15 protein-coding genes are annotated in these 12,694 nt (G+C 71.2%); 8 read left to right on the top strand and 7 right to left on the bottom strand.

The window, feature by feature from the left end; translation table 11 throughout:
• The first annotated feature begins 167 nt into the window (after window positions 1–167).
• Window positions 168–1,028, top strand: a complete 861-nt coding sequence (locus tag AC3WLZ_RS07035) for an SGNH/GDSL hydrolase family protein (RefSeq protein WP_492469567.1) — start codon at window positions 168–170, stop codon at window positions 1,026–1,028.
• 2 nt (window positions 1,029–1,030) lie between these two features.
• Here the strand turns inward: AC3WLZ_RS07035 and AC3WLZ_RS07030 are convergent, their stop codons facing one another.
• Window positions 1,031–1,837, bottom strand: coding sequence for a TrmH family RNA methyltransferase (locus tag AC3WLZ_RS07030; RefSeq protein WP_492469566.1), 807 nt, complete (start codon window positions 1,835–1,837; stop codon window positions 1,031–1,033).
• A 107-nt stretch (window positions 1,838–1,944) separates the two neighbouring features.
• Between AC3WLZ_RS07030 and AC3WLZ_RS07025 the strand changes: the two genes are divergently transcribed.
• From AC3WLZ_RS07025 to AC3WLZ_RS07015, 3 genes are all read left to right on the top strand, one after another.
• Entirely contained in the window at window positions 1,945–2,793 is an 849-nt protein-coding gene (locus AC3WLZ_RS07025) for a Sir2 family NAD-dependent protein deacetylase (RefSeq protein WP_492469565.1), read from the top strand.
• A 116-nt stretch (window positions 2,794–2,909) separates the two neighbouring features.
• Complete coding sequence (locus tag AC3WLZ_RS07020) at window positions 2,910–3,497, top strand: histidine phosphatase family protein (RefSeq protein ID WP_492469564.1); 588 nt, start codon at window positions 2,910–2,912, stop codon at window positions 3,495–3,497.
• A gap of 141 nt (window positions 3,498–3,638) precedes the next feature.
• Window positions 3,639–4,112 carry an Lrp/AsnC family transcriptional regulator gene (locus AC3WLZ_RS07015; protein WP_412924373.1) on the top strand — a complete coding sequence of 158 codons (474 nt, stop codon included), beginning with the start codon at window positions 3,639–3,641 and terminating at the stop codon, window positions 4,110–4,112.
• Between the two features lie 57 nt (window positions 4,113–4,169).
• Here the strand turns inward: AC3WLZ_RS07015 and AC3WLZ_RS07010 are convergent, their stop codons facing one another.
• On the bottom strand, window positions 4,170–5,162 hold the full coding sequence (locus AC3WLZ_RS07010) for a DMT family transporter (RefSeq protein ID WP_492469563.1): 993 nt from the start codon (window positions 5,160–5,162) through the stop codon (window positions 4,170–4,172).
• A gap of 72 nt (window positions 5,163–5,234) precedes the next feature.
• Between AC3WLZ_RS07010 and AC3WLZ_RS07005 the strand changes: the two genes are divergently transcribed.
• Window positions 5,235–5,795, top strand: a complete 561-nt coding sequence (locus AC3WLZ_RS07005; protein ID WP_492469562.1) for a CGNR zinc finger domain-containing protein — start codon at window positions 5,235–5,237, stop codon at window positions 5,793–5,795.
• Here AC3WLZ_RS07005 and AC3WLZ_RS07000 read toward each other — a convergent pair.
• A complete protein-coding gene (locus AC3WLZ_RS07000; protein WP_492469561.1) occupies window positions 5,783–6,676 on the bottom strand; it encodes an alpha/beta fold hydrolase in 894 nt (297 codons plus the stop codon). The genes AC3WLZ_RS07005 and AC3WLZ_RS07000 overlap by 13 nt on opposite strands.
• Before the next feature lie 179 nt (window positions 6,677–6,855).
• On the opposite strand from AC3WLZ_RS07000, the gene AC3WLZ_RS06995 reads away from it, so the two are divergent.
• A complete protein-coding gene (locus tag AC3WLZ_RS06995; protein WP_492469560.1) occupies window positions 6,856–7,590 on the top strand; it encodes an exonuclease domain-containing protein in 735 nt (244 codons plus the stop codon).
• Window positions 7,591–7,638: 48 nt separating this feature from the next.
• Window positions 7,639–9,081 (top strand): HNH endonuclease signature motif containing protein, encoded by a 1,443-nt coding sequence (locus AC3WLZ_RS06990; RefSeq protein WP_492469559.1) that lies wholly within the window; start codon window positions 7,639–7,641, stop codon window positions 9,079–9,081.
• Between the two features lie 25 nt (window positions 9,082–9,106).
• On the opposite strand, the gene AC3WLZ_RS06985 is transcribed toward AC3WLZ_RS06990, so the two are convergent.
• Window positions 9,107–9,538 carry an SRPBCC family protein gene (locus AC3WLZ_RS06985; protein ID WP_492469558.1) on the bottom strand — a complete coding sequence of 144 codons (432 nt, stop codon included), beginning with the start codon at window positions 9,536–9,538 and terminating at the stop codon, window positions 9,107–9,109.
• A gap of 76 nt (window positions 9,539–9,614) precedes the next feature.
• Here AC3WLZ_RS06985 and AC3WLZ_RS06980 point away from each other — a divergent pair, with 76 nt between their 5' ends.
• The gene (locus AC3WLZ_RS06980) at window positions 9,615–10,157 is read left to right on the top strand and encodes a GNAT family N-acetyltransferase (protein WP_492469557.1); all 543 of its coding nucleotides are present in this window, start codon (window positions 9,615–9,617) and stop codon (window positions 10,155–10,157) included.
• 88 nt (window positions 10,158–10,245) lie between these two features.
• Here the strand turns inward: AC3WLZ_RS06980 and AC3WLZ_RS06975 are convergent, their stop codons facing one another.
• The 3 genes from AC3WLZ_RS06975 to glgA form a co-directional block, all read right to left on the bottom strand.
• On the bottom strand, window positions 10,246–10,497 hold the full coding sequence (locus tag AC3WLZ_RS06975; protein ID WP_412924365.1) for a type B 50S ribosomal protein L31: 252 nt from the start codon (window positions 10,495–10,497) through the stop codon (window positions 10,246–10,248).
• 124 nt (window positions 10,498–10,621) lie between these two features.
• On the bottom strand, window positions 10,622–11,407 hold the full coding sequence (locus AC3WLZ_RS06970; protein WP_412924364.1) for an ABC transporter ATP-binding protein: 786 nt from the start codon (window positions 11,405–11,407) through the stop codon (window positions 10,622–10,624).
• A gap of 62 nt (window positions 11,408–11,469) precedes the next feature.
• The gene (gene glgA, locus AC3WLZ_RS06965) at window positions 11,470–12,660 is read right to left on the bottom strand and encodes a glycogen synthase (RefSeq protein ID WP_412924363.1); all 1,191 of its coding nucleotides are present in this window, start codon (window positions 12,658–12,660) and stop codon (window positions 11,470–11,472) included.
• Window positions 12,661–12,694: the final 34 nt, after the last annotated feature.

The raw sequence follows: 12,694 nt of genomic DNA, 5'->3' as shown, positions 1-12,694 counted from the left end.
CGACCCCATCAGCGATAAACGCTCTACGTTGGCAGAAACGCTCCGGCGCGGCGTTTCTGCCCAGCCGGAGCGTTTATCGAGGGGGTCGGCCCAGCGCCCGGGAGAGGGGGAGCAGCAGGACCCTTGTCCTGTCGGAGGCCGGGGTTAGCCTGGGGTCGGAGGTTTCGATGACACTCGATGCGCACTCGCCCGCCACCCCGTCTCCGTCCGACAACCCCGGCCCGCACCCCTGGCGCCGGTTCGTCGCCCTCGGCGACTCGTTCACCGAAGGCATCGGCGACCCGCTGCCCGACGGCGGTCACCGCGGGTGGGCCGACCGCGTCGCCGAGGTGCTGGCATCCCAGGTCGACGACTTCGCGTACGCCAACCTCGCGGTGCGCGGGAAGCTCATCGGTCAGATCGTCGCCGACCAGATCGAACCGGCGCTCGCTCTGAAGCCGGATCTCATCACGTTCTCCGCCGGAGGGAATGACGTCATCCGCCCCGGCACCGACCCCGACCTCGTCTCGCAGCAGTTCGAGGACGCGGTCGTCCGGCTGCGCAGCGACGGCGCGACACTCGTCGTGTTCACCGGGATCGACACCGAGTTCACGCCGGTGTTCCGTGGCATCCGGGGCAAGGTCGCGATCTACAACGAGAACATCCGTTCCATCGCCGATCGCTACGACTGCATCGTCGCCAACCAGTGGGGCCTGAAAGAGGTCCAGGACATGCGCTTCTTCGACGACGACCGACTGCACTACAACTCCCTCGGTCATCACGAGGTGGCGCGCATGGTGCTGCGCGCGCTCAACGTGCCCAACGACCTGCAGCCGATGCAGCCCGAGGCACTGACCGCCACGACCTGGCGCGCCGCACGCGAGAAAGACCTCGTGTGGGCGCGGTCGTACCTCATGCCGTGGGTGCTGCGGCGTCTGCGCCACCAGTCGTCGGGCGACGACATCCTGCCCAAGCGCCCCGAGCCGCTGCCGGTGACGACGCTCGCCCCGGGCCGGGATGCCGCGGCCTCACGCGAGACGCAGGTCTGAGGTCAGCGCAGCGCGCGGCCGAGCTCCCAGAGCGCGACCGCGCTCGCCGCGGCGACGTTGAGCGAGTCCACTCCCCCGGCCATCGGGATCGTGACGACCGTGTCGGCGGCCTGCAACGCACCACGGCTGAGGCCGTCGCCCTCGGCACCGAGCAGTAGCGCGACGCGCTCGTGCCCGGCCGAGGCGAACGCGTCGAGCGGAACGGCGTCGTCGGCGAGCGCGAGGGCCGCGAGGTGCAGCCCCGCGTCCTGCAGCAGCGGCTTCGCCTCGGGCCACTCCGGCAGCCGCGTCCACGGCACCTGGAACACGGTCCCCATGCTGACCCGGACGCTCCGGCGGTACAGCGGGTCCGCGCAGCGCGGGGTCACGAGCACCGCGTCCGCGCCCAGGGCGGCCGCCGACCGGAACGCCGCCCCGACGTTGGTGTGATCGACGATGTCCTCGAGCACCACGACGAGCCGGGCGCCCGCGACGACGTCGGCGACGGACCCGAGGACGGGGCGATGCATGGATGCCAGCAGCCCGCGGTGCACGGTGTACCCGGTGACGCGCTCGGCCACCTCGGCCGGGACGACGTAGACCTCGGCATCCGGTCCGACGAGGGCGAGGGCGTCGTCGAGGAACTTCTCCTGCACGAGCACGGAGCGCGGGCGGTGTCCGGCGCGGAGCGCACGGTCCAGCACCTTGGACGACTCCGCGATGTACAGGCCCCCCGCGGGTTCGCTGACGCGCCGCAGCGACACGTCCGTCAGGTCGCGATAATCGGCGAGCCGCGAGTCGGTCGCAGAGTCGATCGGGGTCACGGGCATCGTCCCACTCTGCCAGGGCCAGGATCGTCCCGCGCCCCGCGCGGCTCGAACCGCCCCGGACGACGGCGTTCGCGGGCGGTCCTAGACTCGACACGACGGAGGTGGGCATGACGGACACGACGAGGGATGCCGAGACGGTGGCATCCATCGATCGAGCCGTCGAAGTGCTTGCCGGTCGCCGCATCGCCGTCCTGACGGGCGCCGGGGTGTCGACCGATTCCGGGATCCCCGACTACCGCGGCAAAGGGGCACCGACACGCACCCCGATGACGGCACAGCAGTTCCTGGCGAACGCCGACGCACGCCGGCGGTACTGGGTCGGCAGCCATCTCGGGTGGAAGGCGTTCGCGGCAGCCGAGCCGAACGACGGGCATCGCGCCCTCGCAGCGCTCGAGAACGCCGGCGTCTCCAACGGGGTCATCACGCAGAACGTCGACGGCCTCCACGTGCGCGCCGGAAGCCACCGCGTCGTCGAGCTGCACGGCACGATGCGCCGTGTCGGGTGCCTGCACTGCGGGCAGGTGTTCGACCGTCGCGACCTCGCGGCGCGCGTCGAGGCCGACAACCCCTGGATCACCGTGCCCGCGAACGTCGAGCTCGGGCCCGACGGCGACGTCACGCCGGCCTCGGCGGAGGGCTTCATCGTCCCGGTGTGCACCGTCTGCGGAGGCACTCTCAAACCCGATGTCGTCTTCTTCGGCGAGTACATCCCGGTCGAGAAGTTCCGCGAAGCCGAACAACTGGTGCACGCGAGCGATGCGCTCGTGGTGGCGGGTTCGTCCCTCGTCGTGAATTCCGGTATCCGTCTCGTCGAGCGGGCTCGCCGTCGACGGCTCCCCGTCGTCATCATCAACCGCGGTGCGACCCGCGCCGACCAGCGCGCGGCCGTCAAGATCGACGCCGGCACGAGCGACGTGCTGACGACCTTCGCGGAGCGGTTGCCGGAGCTGCGGTAAGGCGGGCGGAGCGGCCGCTCTCCGCGCGACGTGCACGCGGTCGCGCCGGAACGCGCGGCGGCGCTGCCTCGCACCGGGCGGCGCCCCGCTCCGACGCCCGCGGGTAGGCTCGAAGCGTGACGATCCTCACCCTCGTGCGCCACGGCGAGACCGACTGGAACGCCCGTGGCCGCGTCCAGGGCTCGACCGACATCCCCCTGAACGACACGGGCCGCGCGCAGGCCCGTGAGGTCGCCGCGACGCTCGCCGCCGACCTCGCCGGACGCGACGTCGTCGTCGTCTCGAGCGACCTCTCCCGGGCCGCCGAGACCGCCGACACGATCGCGGACGCGCTCGGCACGATCGTCACCCGCCGACTCCCGGGCCTGCGCGAGCGTTCGTACGGCGACGCCGAGGGCATGGATGCCGCCACGTTCTCCGACGCGTACGGACCGTGGCACGCGGCCCAGGTTCCCGGCGCCGAGGCGTGGCCGGTCGTGCGCGAGCGCGCCCTCGCCGCGATCGCCGAGGTCGTCGCCGAAACGCCGGAGGGCGTGGATGTCATCGCGGTCGCGCACGGCGCGTTGATCCGCGAGGTCATCATGCATGCCACCGACGGCGAGTTCCCCCGCGTGGGCGAACGGCTCCCGAACTGCTCCGCGACCGTGTTCCGCCTCGACGGCGAAGAGTGGGAGATGCTGGCCTACGCCGGCGTCGCGAACTGAGCATCGGGCCCCGGACCCGCGCATCGCGGCGGGATTCCGACGCGCGAAGCACGCTCGGCACGCAGGGCGCTCAACGCCTGCCACGCTGATTCAGCATTGTGCACATCGTGAGAGCTCGGCATCCTGCTAATGTTCCGAAGCATGACCAAGCTCGACGCGGTCGACCTCGACCTCCTCCGCGCCCTGTCCCACGAACCGCGTGCGACGGTGGTTGCGCTCGCTGAAAAGTTGGGGCTCTCCCGCAACACGGTCCAGGCGCGCATGAGCCGCCTGGAGAAGGGCGGGGTCTTCCTCTCGTACGAGCGCACGCTGTCGGCCGAGGCGTTGGGGTTCCCCATCGAGGCGTTCCTGCAGGTGACGGTGCGCCAGGCCGAGCTGCCGACGATCCGTGAGGCTCTCGCCCGGGTGCCCGAGGTGCTGCAGGCCCACGGATTGAGCGGCCAAGTCGACCTCCTCGTGCGCGTCGCCTGTCGCGACACCCAGCACCTGTTCGACACGGACGCGCGCATCCTCTCGATCGAGGGCGTGGAACGCACCGAGACATCTCTCGTGATGGGCGAGGTCATCGGCTACCGCGTGAGCCCGCTGATGGACTTGGCGCGCGAGCAGCTCTGAGCCGGGCGCCCGCTGGTCGACCGCGCACCGCCCACGGGTCCGTGCGCAACGAGCGACCTAGGGCGACGGCACCACCGGAATGCTCGCGGTCTCGGTCCGCTGCTCGACCGGGTCACTGGCATCCAGCCGCACGAGCACCACTCCCGCGAGGAGCACCGCTCCCCCGATGAACTGCACGGGCGCCGGCGTCTCGCCGAGCAGGAGCCACGCGAAACCGAGCGCGAAGAGCACCTCGCTGAGCCCCACGAACGACGCAACGCGCGAACCGATGAGCGGCACGGCGATCACGCCGAGCGCGTACCCGAGGGTCGTCGCGACGGCGCCGACCCACAGCAGGGGCAGGATGCCGGGCACCTCGAGCCCCAGCACCTGCACCGTGATCGCGGGAGCGGCGAAGGGGAGCACCCCGGTGGCCACCAGGACGGCCATGACGAGGGTGCCGGTGAGCAGACCACCGGCCGCGAGCGCGAGAGGCGGAAGCTCATCGCCGGCGCGTGCCGCGATGACGAAGTACGCCGCCGCACACACCGCGGCGCACAGGGCGAAGAGCGTTCCCAGCAGATCGAAGCGCGCCCCGCTGATGTCCACGACCAGCACGAGACCCGCCATCGCCACGACGGAACCGATGATGACGAGCCTGGACGGCGCCCGGCGCGTCCGCACCCACACCGCCACCACGAGCAGAACCGGCGCGATGTACTGGATCAGCAGCGCGACGGCGACCGGCATCCGCTGAAGCGCGGCGAAGTAGAACACCTGGCATCCGGCCACGGCCGTCAAACCGAACGAGACGATGATCAGCCCGTGGCGGCGCAGGAACCCGCGCTGACGGCGGATCGCGCGGATGAGGGCCGGCGACAGGATCAGGGATGCCAGGGCCATCCGCACGAGCAGGACGGCGCCGAGCGACCACCCGCCCTCCAGCAGCGGCTTGACGAAGGGGCCGCTGGAGGAGAACGCCAGGGCGGACGCGACGGCGATCGCGAGGCCGGTGACGGCGCCTGACCCGCGGTGGGTCGGGCGAGGGAGGGCGACGGAGGAAGTGGTCATGCAAAGCCCGCTGTCAGGAGTCAAATACGTTTACACTCGTGACAGTAGAGCCTTCGCCTGTCAGGAGTCAACATGGTCTTCATCCGTGACACCGAACTCGTCCTTCGCGCCACGGTCGAGCTGGTCAACACGCTCCCCCACACCGACACCGCGGGCGAAGACACGCTCGTCTCGCCCGAGCAGCTGGAGGACTTCGCCACCCGGCACGGCTACACGGGCTCGCGCACGCACGACGATCGCGAGCTCGCCGCGGTCCGCGGCATCCGCAACCGGATCTACGAGCTGTGGACGGTCGACCGCGACGGGGGCGTCCCCCTCGTGAACGCGATGCTCCGCGACGGCCGCGCCCTCCCGCAGCTCGTGCGCCACGACGGATTCGACTGGCACATCCACGCGTCCGACCCCTCGGACGCGCTCGCTCAGCGCATCCTCGTCGAGGCGGCGATGGCGTTCGTCGACGTCATCCGCGCCGACGAGTACGCGCGCGTTCGCGTGTGCGATGCCGACGACTGCCGCGGCGTGTACGTCGACTTCTCGAAGAACGGCTCGAAGCGGTACTGCGATTCGGGCAACTGCGGCAATCGCATGAACGTCAACGCCTACCGGCGCCGCAAGGCGGATCAGCCGGCCTGAGAATCCTCGGTTCCGAGGAACCCGCGGATCGCGGATGCCGCGACGGCCGGGGTCTCGTAGTGGATCAGATGACCGACGGCCGGGATCTCGACCAGCTCGGCATCCGGGAACAGGGTTGCGAGGTGGCGTTCGGCCTCGATGGGGGTGATGTCGTCCTTCTCGGCGGCGACGAGGAGGGTCGGCTGCGCTATGCGCGGAGCGAACTCGCGCACGTCGTGCGACACGCTCGTGACGAACGCGTCGTGCAGGACGTCGCGGTCGGCGAAACGCGAGAAGTACGCGTCGTGCTGCTCGTGGATGAACCGGCGCAGATCGGGCTCGCGGGTCTTGGCCATCGCGATGCTCATGACCCGGACGATGACACCGTTGCGCAGCAGCGCATCCCCCAGCGCGCGCGGAAGACGCGCGCCGGCGAGGTAGTAGAACACCGCGAGGCGCGTGAGCAGCCCACGGGGCCCCTCGAGCGCCGGAGCGCCAATCGGGTTCACCAGGATGAGCCGCGGCGTCGCGAGACCGCCGGCGACCGCCGCGGAGGCGACGATCGAGCCGAACGAGTGACCGAGGACGATCGCCCCCGGCGCCACCGACTCCACGAACGCGCGCAACCAGTCCGCGTACGCGTCGAGGTCGTGCGTGCGTCCCGGCAACGGAGCGGTCTCGCCGAAACCCGGCAGATCGGGCGAGATGACCCGGATGCCGGGCAGGTGCGCCACGACCGGCTCGAGCCCGTGGTGCTCGCCGCGGAAGCCGTGCACCGCCACGATCGTCGTCGCGGCGTCCTCGTCGCCGTAGGTCCAGTACGCCGTCGTCCCGCCGAGGATCTCGGCCGTCCGCCGCTCGACCGCGATCTCGGCCAGGAGCGGGGCGTAGGGGTTCGGCATCCGTCGATTCTACGAGGTGGGGTGCGCGCTCCGGGGCGTCGGGGCGGGGCGCGGGCGGTCCGGCGTGGGCGTGGTCTTCCGTCCCGGGGACGCCGGGCCGGGGGCGCGGGAGGTCCGGCGTGGGGGCCGTTGCGGAGCGCCTCGCGCGCCGTGTCGGAACCCCGCCCTAGCGTGAGCGCATGACCACGTGGCAGGCCGAGCCGCTCCCCTTGTTCCAGACCCCGGAGTGGGCGCGCGTCGTCGGCGTGTTCGACCTCGAGACCACCGGCGTCGACGTCAGGAACGATCGGATCGTGACCGCGCACGTGGGCGTGCTCGACGCCGACGGCCACATCATCGACGCCCGTGACTGGCTCGCCGACCCCGGCGTCGAGATCCCCGCGGGCGCCGCCGCGATCCACGGCGTGACCACCGCTCAGGCCCGCGCCGAAGGGGCGCCGGCCGCTTCCGTCGTGTCCGAGGTCGTCGAGGCGCTGCGGGCCTTGTTCGACGCCGGGATCCCCGTCGTGGCGTACAACGCTCCGTTCGACTTCTCGCTGCTGAAGTACGAGGCCCTACGCCACGGCATCCTGCCGATCGATGCTCCGTCACCGGTGATCGACCCGCTCGTCGTCGACAAGACCTACGACCGCTACCGGCGCGGCAAGCGCACGCTCACACACGTCGCCGCACACTACGCCGTGCCGCTCGAGTCCGCGCACGAAGCCTGCGCCGACGCCGTCGCCGCGGGACGCCTCGCCCTCGCCCTCGCCGAGCGCTACGCCGCGTGGCTGCCGCCGACTCTCGACGAACTGCACACGCGACAGATCGCGTGGGCGCGGGCGCAGGCGGCGAGCCTCACGGAGTACTTCGTGAAGATCGGACGGTTGGATGCCGAGGCTCCCCCGCTCGACGGGGCGTGGCCGATCCGCTGAACCGCGACGTCGGGCTGCGATGTCGGAGGCCCTCGGTAGCGTTCGATCATGGAGTTACCCGCACCCGCACACGATCGGTCGCCCGCGGCCGACGCGTGGGCGGGGGTGCCTCGGCCGGGCGACGACATCCTGCAAGCCGACGCGGACTCCGCGTGGGCGATCGCCCTCGGTCTGGTCGACGAAGACGACGACGACGACGGCGCTTTCTCCACATCCCGGGCGCTGCTCATCGACCGTCTCGAAGAGTCGGCGACCGCCCGGCACCGCGCGACGGCTGCGGAGTACGACCTGATCCGACGCGTGCTCCAGGACGCCCTCAATGACCCCGATCCCTGGGTCGGCCCCGACCCCACGCTGAACGGCCTCTGGCGCGACCCTCGCGGGCGCTCCGCCGCCGCCGTCCGACGCGACCGGCTCGACATGGCCGAACGCGCCGCGGTGGCCGAGATCGCGGTCCGTCTGCGACTCGCGGAGCAGACGGTACGCACCCGCGCGGCCCACGCTGCGATCCTTGGCGAACGCTGCCCGAGGGTCTGGGGAGCGTTCGCCGAGGGGCTCGTGTCGGAACGTCACGCGATCGAGACCGCGCGGCTCTCCGTGAGCCTCCCCGCAGACCCCGCATCGTGGGCGGCGTTTGACACGGGCGCGCGCGACCGGGCGCTCCGGCTCTCCCCTGCCCGCTTCGCAACGTCGGCGCGGGCTCTGCGCGAGCGCGTGCACGCCGAATCCCTCCAGACTCGCCACGAGCGCGCCCGCGAAGACCGGGGCGTCTGGATGACTGCCGAGCTCGATGGCATGGCAACGCTCACCGCGTTCCTCCCCGTTGATCGCGCCGCCGCCGCAATGACCCACCTCGACCGGGCCGCGCGCCACCTCGCCACCGCGGAGGACGAGGAGCGCACGCTCGCGCAGCTCCGCGCCGACGCCTTGGCCGATCTGCTCACCGGAGCGGGGGCTGGGGTCGATGCCGCGGCAACCCCCGCCGGCCCCGCCCGCGCACGCCGCAGCGGACCCGTCTCTCGTCCCGGTGTCGTCGTCACGATCCCGGCTCTCACCCTGCTCGGCGCGGACGACACCCCGCCGACTCTCGAGGGCTACGGGCCGATCGACCTCGACACGGCACGGCGGCTCGCCGGAGAGGCGACGTCGTGGGTCCGCGTGCTCACCCACCCCGTCACCGGGGCTCCCCTCGCTCTCGACCGCACGACGTACCGGGTGCCCACGGCCCTGCGACGGTGGCTCGGCATCACGTCGCCGACCTGCGCGTTCCCCGGATGCGGCCGGCCGACACGAGACTGCGACCTCGACCATCTCCGCGCGTGGAGCGAGGGCGGTGCCACCGACGACGACAACCTCGATCCCGAATGCCGCCACCATCACCGCCTCCGCCACGAGACCCGTTGGGCCGCCGGTCGCGACCCCGACACCGGCGCCCTCGTCTGGACCAGCCCGCTCGGCGCCCACATCGACGCAGATCCGCCACCGTTTTAGATCGCCGCGGGAAGGGCTGGAGCGGTCACCGTACGCGGTCGTCGTTCACGGCCCGCTCGCTCGCGCGCTTCCACCGCTCCAGGTGGTACATCCACCCGTCTTCGTGCTCCGCGGGCAACGTTGGCGAACTCGTCGCGCGGACGAACCCGGATTCGACGAGCGTGACCGACGTGGCCCCCGACCGCCGGGCGAGGCGGATGTCCACGTCGAGAGGCAGACTCCACCGCGGCTCGATCCACCGGAATGCGAGACCGTGCGGTGGCAGGCAGCGGGTAACCGTGCCGGTCGCGCTCATCCGGTGCCCATCCTCCGTCCAGGTTTCGCTGAGCGAGGCTCCGACGGCTGCGGTGAACCGCATCTCGGGCCACCACGAGTCCCGTTCTACGGTCAAGACTCGCCAGGCAACCTCCACGGGTGCATCGATGTCGGCGCGAACGGTCACCGAGTCAGAATGCATCCACCCACGCTATCGAGCACGCTGACCTCGGGAGGTCTCCGAGGTCTCGCGGTCGCGCAACGTTACGCTGCCCGGTATGGATCCCGCCCGCGACCCCGAGACGCCCGCGCCGGCACCCGACTCCGAGGCGAACGCCGGTGCCGGTGATTTCCGGGTGCGCCGCGCCCGTCTCTCCGACGCCGAGGCGATCTCCCGCGTGCACGCGGCATCCTGGCGCGAAACGTACGGCAAGTTCGTCGATGACCCGGACACAAGCCGGTGGTTCCGCGTTGACCGCCGGATCGCCATGTGGCAGGCCACTCTGCGGGAGGACTCCCACACCACGGCCGTGACGGAAGGCGAGGGGGGCATCGTCGGATTCGCCTCGACGACACCGACGGCGGAACCGGATGCCGTCCGTCCCGAGGAACTCACGATGATCTACGTGCTCCGCAGCGCCCACGGCTCGGGTGCCGGGCAGGCGCTGCTCGACGCCGTGCTCGCCGACCGCCCGGCCTCACTCTGGGTCGCCGCCGACAATCCGCGCGCGCACGCCTTCTACCTGCGGAACGGCTTCCGCCCGGACGGCGCCGAGTCCTCGTTCGGCCCGATCCCGCGCACGGTGCGCCTGGTCCGGTGAGAATCAGTCGCGCGGCGCCGACACCCACCAGAAATGGCGGAAGCCCCCGTCCCGAAGGACGAGGGCTTCCGGCGAGAACCGCCGCGACTCAGCGCGCGCCGAAGTTCTTGAAGCGCTGGTTGAACTTCTCGACGCGACCGGCCGAGTCCATGATGCGCTGCTTACCCGTGTAGAAGGGGTGCGAGGCCGACGAGATTTCCACGTCGATAACGGGGTACTCGACACCGTCGAGCTCGATCGTCTTGTCGCTCGTCACCGTCGAACGGGTGAGGAACGTCTCGCCCGAGCCGAGGTCGCGGAACACGACGGCGCGGTAGTCCGGGTGGAGGTCAGTCTTCATGGGAGGTCCTTTGAGAAGTGGTGCCCTGGATTCTGCCAGGACGGTCAAAGTCTGCGGCGCCGGAGGCACCAAAGGACGAGTCTACCAGGCCCGAGGCCCGATCACGACGTCGGCCATGCGACCCTCAGGACGATGCGCGCGCCGCGTAGCGGCCGGCATCCTGGGTCAGCGTGATCTGCACCCCGAAGGTCGCGGACAGGTTCTCGGCCGTGAGCGCCTCGGACAGGGGCCCGGATGCCACGACCTCGCCGTCCCGCAGCAGCAGGACGTGCGTGAACCCGACGGGAATCTCCTCGACGTGATGCGTGACCATGATCATCGCGGGCGTGGTCGGGGCCTGCGCGTACCCGGAGAGCAGCGCCAGCAGCTCTTCGCGCGCGCCGAGGTCGAGGCTCGCGGTCGGCTCGTCGAGGAGAAGGAGCTCGGGGTCGGTCATCACGGCGCGCGCGATCTGCACGCGCTTCTGCTCGCCGTCGGACAGCGTCCCGAAAGTGCGGTCGGCGAGGTGGTCGAGACGCCACTCCGCGAGGACGCGCAGCGCGCGACGCTCGTCGATGTCGTCGTACTCCTCGCGCCAGCGACCCGTCACCGAGTAGGCGGCCGTCAGCACGACGTCGAGCACCGTCTCCTCGGGCGGCACGCGACGCGCCATCGCCGACGAGGCGAAACCGATGCGCGGACGTAGTTCGAACACGTCGGTGCGGCCGAGACGCTCGCCGAGGATCGTGACCGCACCCGACGTGGGGTGCAGGAGCGTGTCGGCGAGCTGCAGCACCGTGGTCTTGCCGGCGCCGTTCGGACCGAGGACGACCCAGCGTTCATCGTCCGAAACCGACCAGTCGAGGTGGGAGACGATATCCCGGGCGTTCCGGCGGACGACGACGTCGGAGAACTCCAGAACCTGCGGCATGCGTCCAGCCTAACGGCCGGAGACGCCGATGCCCGGCACCAGCGCACCCCTCGGCGCGAGGTTTACCGACCCGCGACCTCGGCGTACAGCGCCGCTGTCGTCTGGGCGATCGCGGCCCAGCTGAAGTCCTCGATCGCGCGGCGACGCCCGGCCTCGCCGTACTCCGCCGCTCGCGTGGCATCCGTCACCACTTCGGTGAGCACCCGGGCGAGGTCGTCGACGAAGCGCTCGGGATCGACGGGCGTGCCGGTGCCGTCCTGCACCTGCTCGATGGGCACGAGACGTCCGGTGACGCCGTCGACGACGACCTCGGGGATGCCGCCCGTCGCGGTACCGACGACGGCCGCGCCGCACGCCATGGCCTCGAGGTTGACGATGCCGAGCGGCTCGTACACCGAGGGGCACACGAACGTCGTCGCGGAGGTCAGGATCGCGCACAGCTCGTGGCGCGGCAGCAGTCGGTCGATCCACACCACGCCCTCACGCGTGGCCTGGAGTCCGCGGACCAGCTCCTCGACCTCGGCGAGGATCTGCGGGGTGTCGGGCGCGCCGGCGCAGAGCACCAGCTGCACGTCGGGGGGCAGCTGCTCGGCCGCGCGGAGCAGGTACGGCAGCCCCTTCTGACGCGTGATGCGCCCGACGAACACCACCGAGGGCCGCGAGGGATCGATGCCGACCGAGGCGAGGAATGCGTCGTCCGTCACCGGATGCCACGCCTCGGTGTCGATGCCGTTGTATATGACCCGCACCTTGTCGGGGTCGAGCGTCGGGTAACTGCGCAGGATGTCGGCGCGCATCCCCTCGCTCACCGCGACGACGGCCGCGGCCCCCTCGTAGGCGGTCTTCTCGATGTAGCTGGACACGGCGTAGCCGCCCCCGAGCTGCTCGGCCTTCCAGGGGCGCAGCGGCTCGAGGCTGTGTGCGGTCACCACGTGAGGGATGCCGTGCAGCAACGAGGCGAGGTGTCCGGCGAAGTTCGCGTACCAGGTGTGAGAGTGCACGACATCGGCGCCGGCGACGTCGGACACGATCTCGAGATCGGTGCCCAGCGTCTGGATCGCCCCGTTGGCGGATGCCAGTTCGCTCGGCACGGCGTACGACGTCGTGTCGGCCTCGTCGCGCGGCGCCCCGAAGGCCCGCACCTGCACTTCGGTGCCCTCCGCGCGGAGCGCACGGACCAGCTCGGTCGCGTGGACACCCGCTCCCCCGTAGATCTCCGGCGGGTACTCCTTGGTGACGACATCGACGCGCATGAGACGAACCGTAGCGCAGCGCAACCCCCGCCGC

The organism is Microbacterium sp. FW305-3-2-15-F-LB2, assembly GCF_058787255.1.
The sequence above is the reverse complement of the archived record's forward strand: the minus strand, read 5'-3'. Positions and strand labels throughout refer to the sequence as shown.

Bases quoted from the DNA above. Each gene is read 5' to 3' on its own strand.
- AC3WLZ_RS06970 (WP_412924364.1), bottom strand. From the start codon at position 11,407: ATGCCGCAGGTTCTGGAGTTCTCCGACGTCGTCGTCCGCCGGAACGCC.
- AC3WLZ_RS07035 (WP_492469567.1), top strand. From the start codon at position 168: ATGACACTCGATGCGCACTCGCCCGCCACCCCGTCTCCGTCCGACAAC.
- AC3WLZ_RS07010 (WP_492469563.1), bottom strand. From the start codon at position 5,162: ATGACCACTTCCTCCGTCGCCCTCCCTCGCCCGACCCACCGCGGGTCA.
- AC3WLZ_RS07005 (WP_492469562.1), top strand. From the start codon at position 5,235: ATGGTCTTCATCCGTGACACCGAACTCGTCCTTCGCGCCACGGTCGAG.
- AC3WLZ_RS07025 (WP_492469565.1), top strand. From the start codon at position 1,945: ATGACGGACACGACGAGGGATGCCGAGACGGTGGCATCCATCGATCGA.
- AC3WLZ_RS07015 (WP_412924373.1), top strand. From the start codon at position 3,639: ATGACCAAGCTCGACGCGGTCGACCTCGACCTCCTCCGCGCCCTGTCC.
- AC3WLZ_RS06975 (WP_412924365.1), bottom strand. From the start codon at position 10,497: ATGAAGACTGACCTCCACCCGGACTACCGCGCCGTCGTGTTCCGCGAC.
- AC3WLZ_RS07000 (WP_492469561.1), bottom strand. From the start codon at position 6,676: ATGCCGAACCCCTACGCCCCGCTCCTGGCCGAGATCGCGGTCGAGCGG.
- AC3WLZ_RS06980 (WP_492469557.1), top strand. From the start codon at position 9,615: ATGGATCCCGCCCGCGACCCCGAGACGCCCGCGCCGGCACCCGACTCC.
- AC3WLZ_RS07030 (WP_492469566.1), bottom strand. From the start codon at position 1,837: ATGCCCGTGACCCCGATCGACTCTGCGACCGACTCGCGGCTCGCCGAT.
- AC3WLZ_RS06995 (WP_492469560.1), top strand. From the start codon at position 6,856: ATGACCACGTGGCAGGCCGAGCCGCTCCCCTTGTTCCAGACCCCGGAG.
- AC3WLZ_RS06990 (WP_492469559.1), top strand. From the start codon at position 7,639: ATGGAGTTACCCGCACCCGCACACGATCGGTCGCCCGCGGCCGACGCG.
- glgA (WP_412924363.1), bottom strand. From the start codon at position 12,660: ATGCGCGTCGATGTCGTCACCAAGGAGTACCCGCCGGAGATCTACGGG.
- AC3WLZ_RS06985 (WP_492469558.1), bottom strand. From the start codon at position 9,538: ATGCATTCTGACTCGGTGACCGTTCGCGCCGACATCGATGCACCCGTG.